General features: G+C 68.7%; 12 protein-coding genes. 4 read left to right on the plus strand and 8 right to left on the minus strand.

Annotated elements, in window-relative coordinates:
* Positions 1-348: 348 nt before the first annotated feature.
* From ABTX18_RS00510 to ABTX18_RS00525, 4 genes are all read right to left on the minus strand, one after another.
* Entirely contained in the window at positions 349-567 is a 219-nt protein-coding gene (locus ABTX18_RS00510; protein ID WP_352120508.1) for an MbtH family protein, read from the minus strand.
* A 458-nt stretch (positions 568-1,025) separates the two neighbouring features.
* Complete coding sequence (locus ABTX18_RS00515; protein ID WP_352121137.1) at positions 1,026-1,517, minus strand: nucleotidyltransferase domain-containing protein; 492 nt, start codon at positions 1,515-1,517, stop codon at positions 1,026-1,028.
* A gap of 133 nt (positions 1,518-1,650) precedes the next feature.
* Complete coding sequence (locus ABTX18_RS00520; RefSeq protein ID WP_352120509.1) at positions 1,651-2,634, minus strand: ricin-type beta-trefoil lectin domain protein; 984 nt, start codon at positions 2,632-2,634, stop codon at positions 1,651-1,653.
* 314 nt (positions 2,635-2,948) lie between these two features.
* Positions 2,949-3,587: a TetR/AcrR family transcriptional regulator gene (locus tag ABTX18_RS00525; RefSeq protein ID WP_352120510.1), complete on the minus strand. Its 639-nt coding sequence runs from the start codon at positions 3,585-3,587 to the stop codon at positions 2,949-2,951.
* A 94-nt stretch (positions 3,588-3,681) separates the two neighbouring features.
* Here ABTX18_RS00525 and ABTX18_RS00530 point away from each other — a divergent pair, with 94 nt between their 5' ends.
* Positions 3,682-4,644: a zinc-binding dehydrogenase gene (locus ABTX18_RS00530; protein ID WP_352120511.1), complete on the plus strand. Its 963-nt coding sequence runs from the start codon at positions 3,682-3,684 to the stop codon at positions 4,642-4,644.
* A gap of 98 nt (positions 4,645-4,742) precedes the next feature.
* On the opposite strand, the gene ABTX18_RS00535 is transcribed toward ABTX18_RS00530, so the two are convergent.
* The 3 genes from ABTX18_RS00535 to ABTX18_RS00545 are packed head-to-tail and all read right to left on the minus strand — an operon-like array spanning position 4,743 to position 7,119.
* Complete coding sequence (locus ABTX18_RS00535) at positions 4,743-5,156, minus strand: VOC family protein (protein WP_352120512.1); 414 nt, start codon at positions 5,154-5,156, stop codon at positions 4,743-4,745.
* Positions 5,153-6,430 carry an erythromycin esterase family protein gene (locus ABTX18_RS00540; protein ID WP_352120513.1) on the minus strand — a complete coding sequence of 426 codons (1,278 nt, stop codon included), beginning with the start codon at positions 6,428-6,430 and terminating at the stop codon, positions 5,153-5,155. The genes ABTX18_RS00535 and ABTX18_RS00540 overlap by 4 nt, the downstream gene beginning before the upstream one ends.
* A 38-nt stretch (positions 6,431-6,468) precedes the next feature.
* Positions 6,469-7,119: a CatB-related O-acetyltransferase gene (locus ABTX18_RS00545; RefSeq protein WP_352120514.1), complete on the minus strand. Its 651-nt coding sequence runs from the start codon at positions 7,117-7,119 to the stop codon at positions 6,469-6,471.
* Positions 7,120-7,301: 182 nt separating this feature from the next.
* On the opposite strand from ABTX18_RS00545, the gene ABTX18_RS00550 reads away from it, so the two are divergent.
* Positions 7,302-7,880 (plus strand): TetR/AcrR family transcriptional regulator, encoded by a 579-nt coding sequence (locus ABTX18_RS00550; protein ID WP_352120515.1) that lies wholly within the window; start codon positions 7,302-7,304, stop codon positions 7,878-7,880.
* 291 nt (positions 7,881-8,171) lie between these two features.
* Positions 8,172-8,870 (plus strand): tectonin domain-containing protein, encoded by a 699-nt coding sequence (locus tag ABTX18_RS00555; RefSeq protein ID WP_352120516.1) that lies wholly within the window; start codon positions 8,172-8,174, stop codon positions 8,868-8,870.
* A gap of 115 nt (positions 8,871-8,985) precedes the next feature.
* Here ABTX18_RS00555 and rph read toward each other — a convergent pair whose 3' ends face one another.
* A complete protein-coding gene (rph, locus tag ABTX18_RS00560; RefSeq protein WP_352120517.1) occupies positions 8,986-11,580 on the minus strand; it encodes a rifamycin-inactivating phosphotransferase in 2,595 nt (864 codons plus the stop codon).
* Between the two features lie 232 nt (positions 11,581-11,812).
* Here rph and ABTX18_RS00565 point away from each other — a divergent pair, with 232 nt between their 5' ends.
* Positions 11,813-13,018, plus strand: coding sequence for an MFS transporter (locus tag ABTX18_RS00565; protein WP_503061074.1), 1,206 nt, complete (start codon positions 11,813-11,815; stop codon positions 13,016-13,018).
* The last annotated feature ends 81 nt before the right edge of the window (positions 13,019-13,099 follow it).

Genomic DNA, 13,099 nt, shown 5'->3' on the forward strand with positions numbered 1-13,099 from the left:
AAAGGCCGGATGAACCCGGATGAACACAGACCACGGCAGCGTTCCGGGCGCCGGCATAAGCGGACGGGGACACGGTGCGCATCCAGGGCTGACCGGCGCGCACGGAATCGCGCACCGGCCCACGGGAACACGCGGGAACCATGTGCGTCGCGCATCAAGAGCGGCCGCGAGGCAGCACGTCAGTTTACGTTTCGAACGCCCTACGAATCCGAACTGAGCATGCGCAAGCGAAACCCATCAAACTTTTACCCAGCCTGATCGGTTCCGCTCAACCATGAGCGGAACCGATCAGGCTGGCTTGCCTAACACGCTGCTCAGCCTGGCGCAGTCGGAGGTCCGGCCGTCGGCCTATCCCGCGTCGGCTTCCATCGCCCGCACCAGACTGGTGGGGCGCATATCGGTCCACGCGCCTTCGATCACGTCCAGACATTCCTGACGCGACCCTTCCGGTCCATCGGTGCGCCAGCCGGCGGGAACGTCAATATGCGCGGGCCACAGCGAGTACTGCCCCTCGCCGTTCACCAGCACCAAGAACCGTCCCGACTCGTCATCGAAAGGATTGGTCACGTCCGTCCCCCACCTCGATCAGTTACGTCCGGGCAGTTCGTGTCTGCCGTTTTCGCGACACGCTGTCGGACTCCCACTCTGCCGGTTACCCAGCTTCACCCGTTCATGCCAATCACATTAGAGGACCTGAGGCAAGGAAAGGCGCGTTCCCACCAGGTTACTTACCGGTATCCAATGTGTCGCCAGGCAGGGTTCTTATCCGGCGAATATGCCAACGAGCCCCCCACGGAAGGATCCAGCCACCCGATGTCCCTATAGTGCGGATAGAACTTGATATGAACCACGCACTTTCGGAAAGGCGCCCGCGTGCGCCCGCGCGCACCCGCTATACGCGAAGATCCCACCGAGCCTCCATGCGCCCGGTACGCGCCCCCGAGCATCGAGAAGGCGGGCGCGCAGCGGTACGTGGCGTATCCAGTCCGGGCCCCGCGGGCCCCGGCCCGGCCCCCGGCCGGTTCTCAGAAGTGGGTGACGATCCCGAAGACACGCCGGAGCTGGGTCATGTCGTGCCGATCGCGGTCCGTGGGCTCGTACCCCTGGTGGAAGTAGACCTGCTGCTCGGCTGACAGACACGGGACAGGCGTTCCCCCGATGGCGCCGGTCACGAAGCATGAGGAGGGGTAGACGAAGGGACGCTCCGGATCAGGTGATGCCTGCTTCGCCGAGCCGTCGTCGGCGAAGACGAGGGGATGGAGGTCGATCTCCCCGCCGTCCGCAGCCGTGACGACGAACCGGACGGGCCTCCAGTTGAGGCTCTCCTCGAAACCCGCCTCGCAGAGAGCCCCTACCACGGCGGCCTCCTGCTCTTGCCGATGCATCAGGTCCAAGTCGCGGTGAAGCCGCGTCTGTTGCCCGATCAGAGCGTCAATGCCCCATCCTCCGCCGATCCAGACATCAGCCTCTGCCCGTCGCAGCAGCGCCAGGACGGACAACACGTCTTCAGCCGTCATCACACGACGCAGGCTAGGAGCGATCTCCTCCGTCTGCGAACGAATTACTCCGCTGCGGCCACCCGCAACCCGTGATCAGTGCCCGCTGCGGCTTCGGCCGGCGGGCCGGCCGCCGGCCCTTCGTATGCAGGGATCAGCTGCTGCTCCACCGCTGGTTGTCACGGCCGTTGCATTCCCAGAGCACCACCTGGGTGCCTGACGCGCCTCCGAAGAGGTCGAGGCACTTACTGGTCGACGCGGACAGCAACGATTTCCCTGACAGGCTCAACCGCTGAGCTGCCGAACGGTCACACGTCGTCAGGACCACCGGCGTGCGGTCCTCCGTGCCGGTGACAGTCGCGCAGAGGCCGCCCTGCTGAAGTGCCGTGCCGGATCCGATGCTCCACAACTGGGTGTTTGCACCGGTGCAGGCTGCGACCACCAGTTCGGATCCCGAGCCGGCGCCTGTCAGGCAGTTGCCGGAGGCTTCGACCACGAGCGCCCTCCCGGGGGCGGCAGCCAGGTCGTCTTCTCGGTCGGTTCCGTCCTTGTGCGGCGTTTTGCTCGCGGTGGCCTTCGCGTCGGTCCCCGCCGCCTTGTCCGTGGCCGGTGACGTTTCCTGGTCGGATGCCTGGCCGGAAGGCGTGGCGGAGTTGCTGGAAGCGGGTAAGGACGACCGGGCCGCGCTCGCCGAAGAGCTCGGCAACCGCTCCGTGTCGAGGGTTGCCAGTTCGGTCACATCGGACTGGCGGAGCTCGTCCGCGGCGTGGGACTGCCGATCGGCCTGGTCCCGCGTCCCGCCGATCGTGACCGCCACGCCGGCGGCTGTCACCGCGATGGCCACGGCGGCGGCGACAGCGATCCACTTCGTTCGTGGGCGGCGGGGGCCGGGCGGGGGACTGTCATCCGGTGGAGCCGGGACGGTGACGGCTTCGTCGCGGCCGGCGAAACGGGCGGGCGACTCCGGTGGCGAAGCTTCCTTGTCGTCCCCGGTGTCGGCTCGGTGGGCCGCGGCCGCACGGGCGAGAGCGGCACGGGCGGCCGCCAGCTTCGCCTCGTCGTTGATGCCGGATTGCCTGTCCGGTGGTAAGCCCGCGCGCCGGTCCTGGCCTATGTTCCGTCGGGGCAGTTCCGACATTCTGTCGTGCTCCTTGTGCAAGGTGAGGAAGTTGAGGGTGTTTCCCACGGAGGCAGTCGCGGCGCCGCACGGTGCACGAGCATGCCGGTGCCCGCCGTTCGTCTCGGAGAGGTGTGCCGGTCGCGAACACGCGGGGCGGCGCGGCCCCCCACCGCCTACGACCTGGCCCGCACCCCCTGGTACTTCGAACATCTTTTCATGTGGCCACGGCATCCAGGAGGAAGCCCACGCCGACGAATTCTCGTGTCGGAGTGGCACTCGGCGTCCTCGGATGCTTCGCGAATCTGCTGGTCGCCCATGCTCCCGCCAGGGACTTACCCTGTCGGGCGGTGGGACGGCGCGGATGCCAGTCGTGCCGCTGGTGGTAGCGGTGCGTGGCGAGGGCAGGCTTCGAACGCCTGGATCACCAGGGCGGAAAAGCGCCGGGAGGCCTTGACCTGGCCGGCCGTCGACGCGGCGTGGATTCCCTTGTTGGCCATGAGTACGAGGATCAGATCGTCCAGGACGAAGTCGGACCGCAGGTGCCCAGCATCCTTGGCTCGCTGAGCCAGCCCGGCGACCGCTTTCACCGTGTACTCGCGGCCTTCGGCGACATCCGTCATCCCCGGGTAGGTCGACAGGAAGGCCTCGGTGAAGCCCCGGTCGCGTGCGTGCAGCTCACAGATCCTCTCGATCACCAGGCACAGGCCACGCCACGGATCAGGATCGGCGCACCCCTCGTCGACGATGGCCCGGCACGCGTTCAGCTGGTTCGCGAAGGCCTCGGCGACCAGCGTCTGCTTGGTCGGGAAGTGACGGTAGAGGGTGGCAGGGCCCACCGCGGCCCGCCGCGCGACCTCCCGCATCGGCACGTCCAGGCCCTCGGTGGAGAACAGCGCGCGGGCGGCGTCGAGGATGCGCTCGCGGTTGTCCAGCGCGTCGGAGCGCAGCGTATGAGGCAAACGGTCGGTCACCACTCTCACTTTACCTAAACGGACGGGGGCGTCCGTCTACCGTCCGGGACGTAGAAGCTCTCGCGCTTGAGCTGTCCGATGACCTGGAGACCACATGAAAGCGATCTCGATCCAGACGTTCGGAAGGCCTGACGGTCTCGCCGTTGTCGACCTGCCGATACCCGAACCTGCTGCCGGGCAGGTGCTGATAGCCACCGAGGCGGTGGGCGTCGGGGGTGTCGACACCCTGATCCGAAGCGGGGCTCTGGCCGCCTACGGCTTCCAGGAGGGCCACATCCCGGGCAGTGAGGTGGCGGGCACCGTCTCCGCGGTCGGTGACGGCGTCGACGCGTCGTGGATCGGTCGGCGGGTCTGGGGCTTCACCGGCACCGGCGGAGGCTATGCCGAACAGGCCGTCGCACCGGTCGAGCAGACTGTTCCCCTGCCCGGCAGCCTGTCCGCCGCTGCCGCCGTCACGCTCGGCGGTTCCGGTGCGGTGGCCCACTTCGGGCTGCGCCACGCCCGTTTCGCTGCCGGGGAGACGGTCTTGGTGCGGGGCGCAGCCGGCAGTATCGGAATCATGGCGGTGCAGCTCGCGGCTCGCGGTGGGGCCGCCGCGGTGGCGGTCACGACCTCGTCGTCCGAGCGCGGCGAGCGGCTGCGCCGTCTCGGCGCGACCCACGTGCTGGACCGCTCGGGCAACGGAGGTGAGGAGGCTCCCCCGGGCTATGACATCATCATCGACGTGGCGGCCGGTGAGGACATGCCGTCGTTCTTCGACAGGCTCAACGCCAACGGCCGCATGGTGGCCGTGGGCGCCGTTGCAGGTCAGCCGCCCGCGGACTTCGGCACAAAGATCATGGCGGCGTTCCAGAAGTCGATGTCCTTCGCCGCTTTCAGCGCGGCCACCATCACCCCGGCCGACCTGAGTGCCGTACGCAGCGAGCAGTTCGACGCGGCCGCCCGTGGCGAGATCGAAGCGGTGGTGCACGAACTGCTGCCGCTGGACGAGGCTGTGGTGGCGCACAAGAAGATGGACGCGGGTCAGGTCTTCGGCAGGATCGTGCTCACGCCGTAGCTCCGCGTTCTCTCCTCGTGGGGCGCCTGGGTTTCCGCGTCCGGCCACTCGCCTCCTCGTCGCGCTGCTGTGGTCACTGCTCCTGCGCAGAAGCCCCGCTATGCGGAGGGCGCGATGGGAGTGGACGGGGCCAGGGTGCGCAGGACGTCGAACTCGTTGCCTTCGGGGTCGGCCATCACCACCCAGCTCCGGACAGCGCCTTGGCCTACGTCCCGCCTGGTGGCGCCGAGGCTGAGCAGCCTGGTGACTTCCTCGTCGGTGGTGGCGTCGATGGGGCTCACGTCAAGGTGGAGCCGGTTCTTCACGGTTTTGCCCTCGGGCACCTGAATGAACACCAGGGTGGGCGGCGCCTGGCCGGCCCGGACCGCCTCCACGGTCGGCTCCCAGGAGCCGATCTCGACTTTGCCTTCGGTCCGGTCGAGCACCGTGAAGTCGAGGGCTTCGCACCAGAAGGCCGCGAGGAGTTCCGGATCACGGCAATCGACGACCAATTCGGTGAACCTGCTGGTCATGGCTTCTCCAGGTCGGCGATGGTGGAGGCGGGCGTGCTGAGGATGCCGTCGAACGCGTCGATGACCGGAGTGCGCTGGAAGATGCTCTGCATCCGGATGCGGTCGGGGCCGCTGAGGCTGCCCGCTCGGGCCTGACGCAGATCGGCGAAGGCGAGTCCGAGGCGGGTGTCGGCGAAGGCCCCTTCGATGCTTCCGGGCACGGGTGGCTCCAGCGGCGTGTCGTGGATGCTGAATCCAAAGGCTGCTTCTTCGTCGCGACGCATCTCCGCCGTGTGCCCGGTGAGGCTTGTCAGGCCGAGAGCGAAGTAGGCGTCGCCGAGTGCGCTGTGCAGGTGCTGTCCCATGGGGATCCCTGTGAGGTGGCCGTCGAAGGCGATCGGTGTCTTCTGGATATGGGCGTTGTGCGCCACCAGCACGACGCGGGCCGTGGGTTCGGCATGGTTCAGGTGCCACAGCAGCGATTCCGCCATGTACAGGTCGCGGGCGGAGGTGTCGGCGGTGAGGCCCTCTCCGGCGAAGAGGGCGGCCATCGCGCGGAAGGTGTAGTCGCCGTAGCAGGCGCCTTCCAGGCATCGCAGGGCGGTGTCGTAGCTGTGCTGGTCCCCGCGGGAGACGTACAGCGGCTTCAATGAACGGAAGCGGATGAGCAGTCGTGCCAGGAGCGCACTGAGGGTGTCCTGTTCGGTGGGGGCCAGGCGCGCCCACGCGGGAGCGGCCGCGGCTGCGGAGTCCCCGGCGAAGGAGGCGGCGATCGTGATCGCGCTCCGGAGCGCGGGCAGGGTTTCCGGGTCGGTCCGGCTGAGGTAGTCGGCCACGGGCGTCAGGGCGGGGAGCAGCGACCCGCCGGCCGCGGGGATGTCGATTCCTGCGAAGCGGACGGGTGTTGCGGCTGTGTGGTTGTGCCGGCGGATGAAGCGCACCGGATCCGGGAGCCCGATGGGGACCGATGACGCCAGGAGCGTGGAGAGGTCGCCGTCGGCTCCCTGGCCCTGGGCCCAGGAGTCGACGGAGATGGCTTCGCCGAAGCCGTACTCGAAGGCCAGGACGGTGAAGCCGCACCGTTCGACGAGGAAGCGCAGAAGACGTTGGCGCATCGCGGCGAACTCGGCGATGAAGTGGGAGTGCTCGCCCAGGGCGACCACCCGGGTGCCGTCGAGGACGTCGCGCAGCGGTTCCAGGTCGTCCAGGGGCGCTGTCGGGTCGAGCTGGCTGAGCGGGGTGGCATGGCCGTGGAGCCAGTCGGTGAAGGGTGTTGGGAGGTTTTCGGCAGGCATGCTGGGGCCTTCCGCAAGGGGAGACGGCACGGGGTGGATTACGGGTGCGGGAGGGTGGGTGACGCGTTCTGCAGTTGGTCGACGCTCCCGGACATGATGGTCCGTACGTGTTCGGTGATGTGCTCGGCGGGCCAGTCCCACCAGGCCACCGCCAGCAGCCGTGCGACGTCCTCGGCGCTGTAGCGGGTGCGGATGAGGCGGGCCGGGTTGCCGCCGGCGATTCCGTAGTCGGGTACGTCGGTGGTGACCACGGCGCCGGCGCCGATGATCGCGCCGTGGCCGATACGGACCCCGGGCATGACCGTCGCGCTGTGGCCGAACCAGACGTCGTTGCCCACGACGGTGTCCCCCCGGGCGGGCAGGCCGGTGAGCAGGTCGAAGTGGTCGGCCCAGGAGCCGCCCATGGTGGGGAAGGGAAAGGTGGAGGGGCCGTCCATGCGGTGGTTGGCGCCGTTCATGAGGAACCGCGTCCCGGTGCCCAGCGCGCAGAACTTTCCGATGACGAGCTTCTCCGGCCCGTAGTGGTACAGCACGTTGCGTGTCTCGAACGCGGTCGCGTCGTCCGGGTCGTCGTAGTAGGAGTACTCCCCGACCTCGATGAGCGGGGACTTCACCAGTGGCTTCAGCAGCACGACGCGCGGCTGCCCGGGCATCGGGTGGAGCACGGTGGGATCGGCGGGTACGGGCATGACGGAGGTCCTCATCGTTTGCGAGTGGTTCGGAACGGGTGCGAGTGGTCAATAGCGTGGGCTGCGGCCGGCTGGTGGTCCCGACGGCATCGGCACGGCACGTGCCGTGCCGGTGACAGCAGCGTGTCTGGATCACGGAATCCTGTCAAGAACGGCACGTGCCGTGCCGGTACGGTGGGGACATGACCCAAGCCCGTCGTAGCGGCTCCGACCTGACCGAAGCCATCATGCGCACCACGCTGGAGCTGGGGCAGGAACTCGGATACGCCAAGCTCAGCATCGAGGGGATCGCCGCACAGGCCGGCGTCGGCAAGCACACCGTCTATCGCCGATGGCCCTCCAAGGGCGCCTTGCTGCTCGACTCGCTGCTGTCGCTCAACGGCTCGGACCTGGACTACCCCGATACGGGCGATGTCATCGCAGACCTGCGCACGCAGATCTACGGGGCTGTCGACCTCCTGGCGAGGAACCCCCTCGGCCCGCTCTTCCAAGCCCTGGTCGGCGAGGCCCAGCGCGACCCCGGCGTCGCCACCGCGCTCAATGAACGCTTCATCGCTCCCCAGGCAGACAGAACCGTGGCGCGCCTCAGGGCGGCGCAGGACAAGGGGCAGCTGTCGCCCGGCTTTGACCTGGACCTGGCGATGGCGCTCCTCTCCGGCCCGCTGTACTTCCGTCTGCTGATCGCGCAGGAACCCGTGACACACGCGTACGTCGACCGCGTTCTCGATGCCCTGTTCACCGGCATGGGACCACGCGCGTGAAGTAGGACTGCGGTCTTCCGGTGGATGGCGGACGTCTCCGGCCGCGCGATACGTCTCGGACGGAGCCCACGTCAACGTGCCACCTGCGGAAAACCCACACGAGCGAGGGCGATTCGCGTCGCTTGACCACCCTGCGGGCCGGCACCAGAGCAGTCCCGGCGGCCGACCATGTTCGCAAACGCGCTATTTAAGGACAAGAAGTGTGATCGGTCTTCATATCCGTTCGCGAGGCGAATCGTTTCTCCTGGGGAGCTTGTACACGTACTTCCCGACCAGAGAGGAGTCGGCACCTTGCCCGACTGGAAGCAGATCAGCGGAGCGTTGGTACGGATCGCGGCGGGATCCCGCACCAATGTGTGGGGTGTAAACGCAGCCGGGAACATCTACCACTACACGAACAACGACGCCGCGCCCTGGGTACAGATTCCCGGCGCGCTCACCGACATCGGCGCGGGCGCGGACGGCGCCGTCTGGGGCGTCAACTCCGCCGGCAACATCTACCGCTACACCGGCGACCAGGAAACCGGCCACTGGAAGCAGATCAGCGGCGCGCTGGTGCGGATCGCGGTGGGGTCCAGGACGAACGTGTGGGGTGTGAACGCAGCCGGGAACATCTACCGCTACACCAACAACGACGCCAAGCCGTGGGTACAGATCCCCGGCGCACTCACCGACATCGGCGCAGCGGCGGACGGCACCGTCTGGGGCGTCAACTCCGCCGGCAACATCTACCGCTACACCGGCGACCAGGAAACCGGCCACTGGAAGCAGATCGACGGCGCGTTGAAAGCGATCTCGGCAGGCTCCCGCACCAACGTGTGGGGCGTGAACGCGGGCGCGAACATCTACACCTACACGAACAACGACGGTGCGCCCTGGCACCAAGTCCCAGGAGCGCTCACCGACATCGGCGCGGGCGCCGACGGCACCGTCTGGGGCGTCAACTCCGCCGGCAACATCTACCGCTACACCGGCGACCAGCCCAGCTGACCCCGGCCGAACGGAAAGCCGCTGCCGCCGACCTCATCGGCGGCAGCGGTACCCCGCACGCGCACCCGAGGGCATTCCGGGCGGCAGAGGGGAACTCCTGGCGGAGGGCGGTCAGTCAGGGCAGGAGTTCCACATACCCGTCCGTTCCGTGCACGCGGATGCGCTGACCGTCCCGGATCAGCCGGGTGGCCCGCTCCACGCCCACGACGGCCGGCAGGCCGTACTCCCGGGCGATCACCGCGCCATGGGTCATCAGGCCTCCCACCTCCGTCACCAAACCCGCGATCCCGACGAACAGCGGCGACCAGCTGGGGTCCGTGAAGGTCGTGACCAGGATGTCGCCCGCTTCGAGGTCGGCGTCCGCCATGTCAAGGATGACGCGGGCCCTTCCCTCGATGGTCCCCGCGGAAACCGGGACGCCGGTCAGGGCGCCGGCCGGCACGTCGTCGCGCCGGTAGGCCCCGGTGAACGCCTCACCCTCCGAGGTGAGGACCCGGGGCGGTGTGAGGGCGTGGTACGAGCGGAACGCGTCCTTGCGCCGCTGGATGAGCCGGTCATCCACCCGGTTCGAGCGAACGGCATCGTGGAACTCCTGGAACGTGAGGTAGAAGACGTCCTCCTTCTCGCGGATCACGTTGGCCCGCACCAGGCGTTCGGCCTCTGCCAGCAGAGCCCGCTTGTAGACGAAGGAGCGGCTGACGATGCCGTATTTCGGGTACTCCCTGTATCCGATGAAGGTCCTCACCCGGTCGATCATCCGCTTGGCCTCGTCCGCCTTCCGGTCCCCGTCCGGCAGGGCCCGCAGGCGTGACAGCACGTCCTGTTCCTTCTTCAGCGCCTTCTGCCGCCCCTGCTCGAAGCGCCGCTCGGCGGCGCCCGGTCCGAAGTTCCGGACGTGGTCGAGGATCACGGGCACGAGCGTGGTGGGGCGCTCGCGCCAGCGTGGCCTCGTGATGTCGATCTCGCCGACGCAGCGCATGCCGTACCGGTCGAGGTAGGTCTCGATGGCCTCGCGTGCTTCGGCCCCGCCCTCGCGTGTGGACAGCTCGTCCAGGAAGTCGTCGTCCTCCACGCCCTCCAGGAACGTCACCAGCTCCGGATACGGGCGGATCACGTCCGCCACTGCGAGCAGTTCCAGCCCCATCTCCGACGTGATGTTGCCGGGAGCGGACAGTGTGAGCGTGTCGGCCGCGTTCCTCTCACCCAGCCACTCCTGCAGCTTGTCGTTCAGCCACCACGTCGACTCCATCCCCGCCATGATCACTTGAATGCTCACCGGGTCACTGAGGACTCGTTTGTGTTCCACGAAGGCTTTCAGCAGGAAGTCGAACAGCGCCGGTCCGCTCTGCGTCCGGATGTCGCGCTCCAGGGCGGCGATGGACGCCTCGCTGCGCTCGATCAAGTCGGTGACGATGGCCGGATCGGTTTCGATCGGCGCCGGAGCACCGCCGGCCGCCGGCCCGCCGGGGCCCGCGTCCGGGATCGACGGGACGAAGCCTTCGCGGTCCAGGACCGTCTCCAGGGCGTCCCTGACCAGCGGATCGCCTTTCCCCATGATGTCCAGGAGGGCGGCCCGGCCGGCGGGCGAGGCCAGCCGCCGGGTGACGTCGACGAACAGCCTTCCACCGGCCTCGTGCATCGCCACCATGGCCGTCTGCTGCCACATGGAGTAGCCCAGGGGCTTCATGGGGTCGGTCATCATCTGCTGATGACCGACGGAGACGTAGACGTGGTTCTCCTGGTCGCCGGAATCGGGGATCGGGAACAGCGTGGTGATCGGCCGGCTCTGGACGATCTGGAAGCCGTCGTCGGCCAGGCACCATTCGATGTCCTGGGGCCGGCCGAAATGTGCTTCGATCCGTCGCCCGAGCCGTACGAGCCGCACGGCCTGCGCATCGGTCAGCGCCGGCTGCTCCTGCCGGTGCGCGTCGATCGCCACTTCGTGCGTGCCACCGGCCGGGAGGGCGTGTACCGCAAGCTGTTTGGCGGAGACGGCCCTGGCGACGACTTCGCCGTCCCGCACCTTGAACACGTCCGGGTTGACCAGTCCGGAGACCAGTGCCTCGCCGAGGCCGAAGCCGGCGTCCACGGTGGCGACCTTTCGGCTGCCCGTGACCGGGTCCGCCGTGAACAGGATGCCGGCCGCCTGCGGGAAGACCATCCGCTGGACGACCACGGCCATGTGGACCGTACGGTGATCGATGCCGTTGCGCTGCCGGTAGGTCACGGCCCGCTCGGTGAACAGCGAGGCCCAGCACCGGCTGATGTGCCGGAGGATCGCCGCAGGTCCCAGCACATTGAGGTACGTGTCCTGCTGGCCGGCGAAGGAGGACGTCGGCAGGTCCTCCGCCGTCGCGCTGGACCGGACCGCGTAGGCGGCCTGCTCGCCGAGCGGGGCCAGAGCGCGGGTGATCGCCGTCGCGAGCCCGCCCGGAACGGCGGCCTCTTCGATCGTGCGGCGGATCTGCGCACTGAGCGTGCGGACCGCCTCCCGGTCGTCCGGGTCCACGCCCGCCAGCTGATCGAGCTGGTCACCGACCGACGTGTTCTGCGCCATGACGCTCCGGAAGGCGTCCGTGGTCACGCAGAAGCCGGGCGGCACCCGGATGCCGTCGATCCGCGCCAGCGCACCCAGGTGCGCGCCCTTGCCGCCGACGAGCGCGACCTGCGTCTCGTCGATCTCCTGGAGATCCCGTACGTACTGCTCCATCGTCTCCCATTTCCGCAGGTTGTGGCCTCGGCCGACGATTCTGCGCCACCACCCGGGCCTTGCCGCAAGCCCCCCAGTGCGCTATACGTTAGGAAGGGCGAGGAGAGCGATCTCCTTGCCCTTCCTCTTGCCCTACCGTGCCGGATCCGGCATGCCGGACGGCCACGACTCGACCCGACGTGCCTCGCGCCGTGCACGGTCCGGGCCGGTGGGCGATCGTAGGGTGGCACGGGTGATCGTTCGCGAGGGTGCGGTGAAAGCAGGCGGTGGGCGGCGGCCCGGCTATGCGGCAGCCGCCGTGGTGTTCGCCATCGGGATGGCGGGGACCACTCTGCCCACTCCCCTGTACGGGCTCTACCAGAAGCAGATCGGGTTCTCCGAGCTGATGGTGACCGTCGTGTTCGCCGTGTACGCCCTGGCGGTGATCACCGTACTGATGCTCGCGGGAAACTACTCCGACAAGGCCGGCCGCAGGCCCGTACTGCTCTGCGCCATGGCGCTGTCGGCGGCGAGCGCGGGATGCTTCCTGCTGGAGAGCGGGCTGCCGCTGCTCTTCGCGGGGCGTCTCCTGTCCGGCGGCGCGGCCGGGCTGCTGAGTGGGGCGGCGACCGCGGCGGTCCTGGAACTCGCCCGTCCGGGGCAGAAGGCACGGGCCGGGTTCGCCGCCACGGCCGCGAACATGGGCGGGCTGGGATGCGGGCCATTGCTTTCCGGCTTCCTCGCCGAGTACACGCCCTGGCCGCTGACCCTGCCCTTCTGGGTCCACCTCGGTCTGGTGGCCATCGCGTGCGGGATCACCTGGCGTCTGCCGGAGACGGTGACGCACCCTCAGCACTGGCCGCGGCCGGCGCCTCAGGGGGTGGCGGTGCCGCCCGAGGTGAAGGGGGTGTTCGCGCGTGCCTCGCTGGCGGCGTTCGCCGGTTTCTCCCTGCTCGGGCTGTTCACCGCGGTCGCGCCGAGCTTCGCGAAGGAGACGCTGGGTGTGGACAACCTGGCGGTGATCGGAGCCGTCGTGTTCTCCGTGTTCCTGGCCTCGACCGTGGGCCAGTCGCTGACCCGGCGCATCGGCGCGCGCCTCGCGCTGCCGCTCGGCTGCGGCGCCCTCATCGTCGGCCTGCTGCTGGTGGCGTCGTCGCTCCTTGCGGAATCGCTGCCGCTGATCGTCCTCGGCGCTCTGTTCGGCGGCACCGGCCAGGGTCTCTCGTTCCGTGCGGCGCTCACCCTCGTCAGCGACGCCGCCCCGGACACCCATCGGGGCGGCACCATCTCGGCGTTCTTCGTCGTCGCGTACACCGGTATCTCGGTCCCGGTCGTCGGTGTCGGCGCCCTGGCCACGTGGCTGGGCCTGCGCGAGGCCGGGCTGATCTTCACGGGCTGCGTCATCCTGCTGGCGGCGGGCGCGGGAACCTACTCCGCCCTCAATCCGCCACGTACGTAGGAAGGTTCCGGCGCTCTGTACGTTCTGCCGGGGCCCGCGGCAGTGGCCGACGCGCCGGAAGGCCGCGGCCGGCATGCGGAC

Source organism: Streptomyces sp. NPDC096323 (assembly GCF_040302845.1).
GTDB lineage: Bacteria > Actinomycetota > Actinomycetes > Streptomycetales > Streptomycetaceae > Streptomyces.

Coding starts and splice junctions, on each gene's coding strand:
- ABTX18_RS00515 (WP_352121137.1), bottom strand. CDS start 1,517: ATGACGGCTGAAGACGTGTTGTCCGTCCTGGCGCTGCTGCGACGGGCA.
- ABTX18_RS00520 (WP_352120509.1), bottom strand. CDS start 2,634: ATGTCGGAACTGCCCCGACGGAACATAGGCCAGGACCGGCGCGCGGGC.
- ABTX18_RS00530 (WP_352120511.1), top strand. CDS start 3,682: ATGAAAGCGATCTCGATCCAGACGTTCGGAAGGCCTGACGGTCTCGCC.
- ABTX18_RS00535 (WP_352120512.1), bottom strand. CDS start 5,156: ATGACCAGCAGGTTCACCGAATTGGTCGTCGATTGCCGTGATCCGGAA.
- ABTX18_RS00540 (WP_352120513.1), bottom strand. CDS start 6,430: ATGCCTGCCGAAAACCTCCCAACACCCTTCACCGACTGGCTCCACGGC.
- ABTX18_RS00545 (WP_352120514.1), bottom strand. CDS start 7,119: ATGCCCGTACCCGCCGATCCCACCGTGCTCCACCCGATGCCCGGGCAG.
- ABTX18_RS00550 (WP_352120515.1), top strand. CDS start 7,302: ATGACCCAAGCCCGTCGTAGCGGCTCCGACCTGACCGAAGCCATCATG.
- rph (WP_352120517.1), bottom strand. CDS start 11,580: ATGGAGCAGTACGTACGGGATCTCCAGGAGATCGACGAGACGCAGGTC.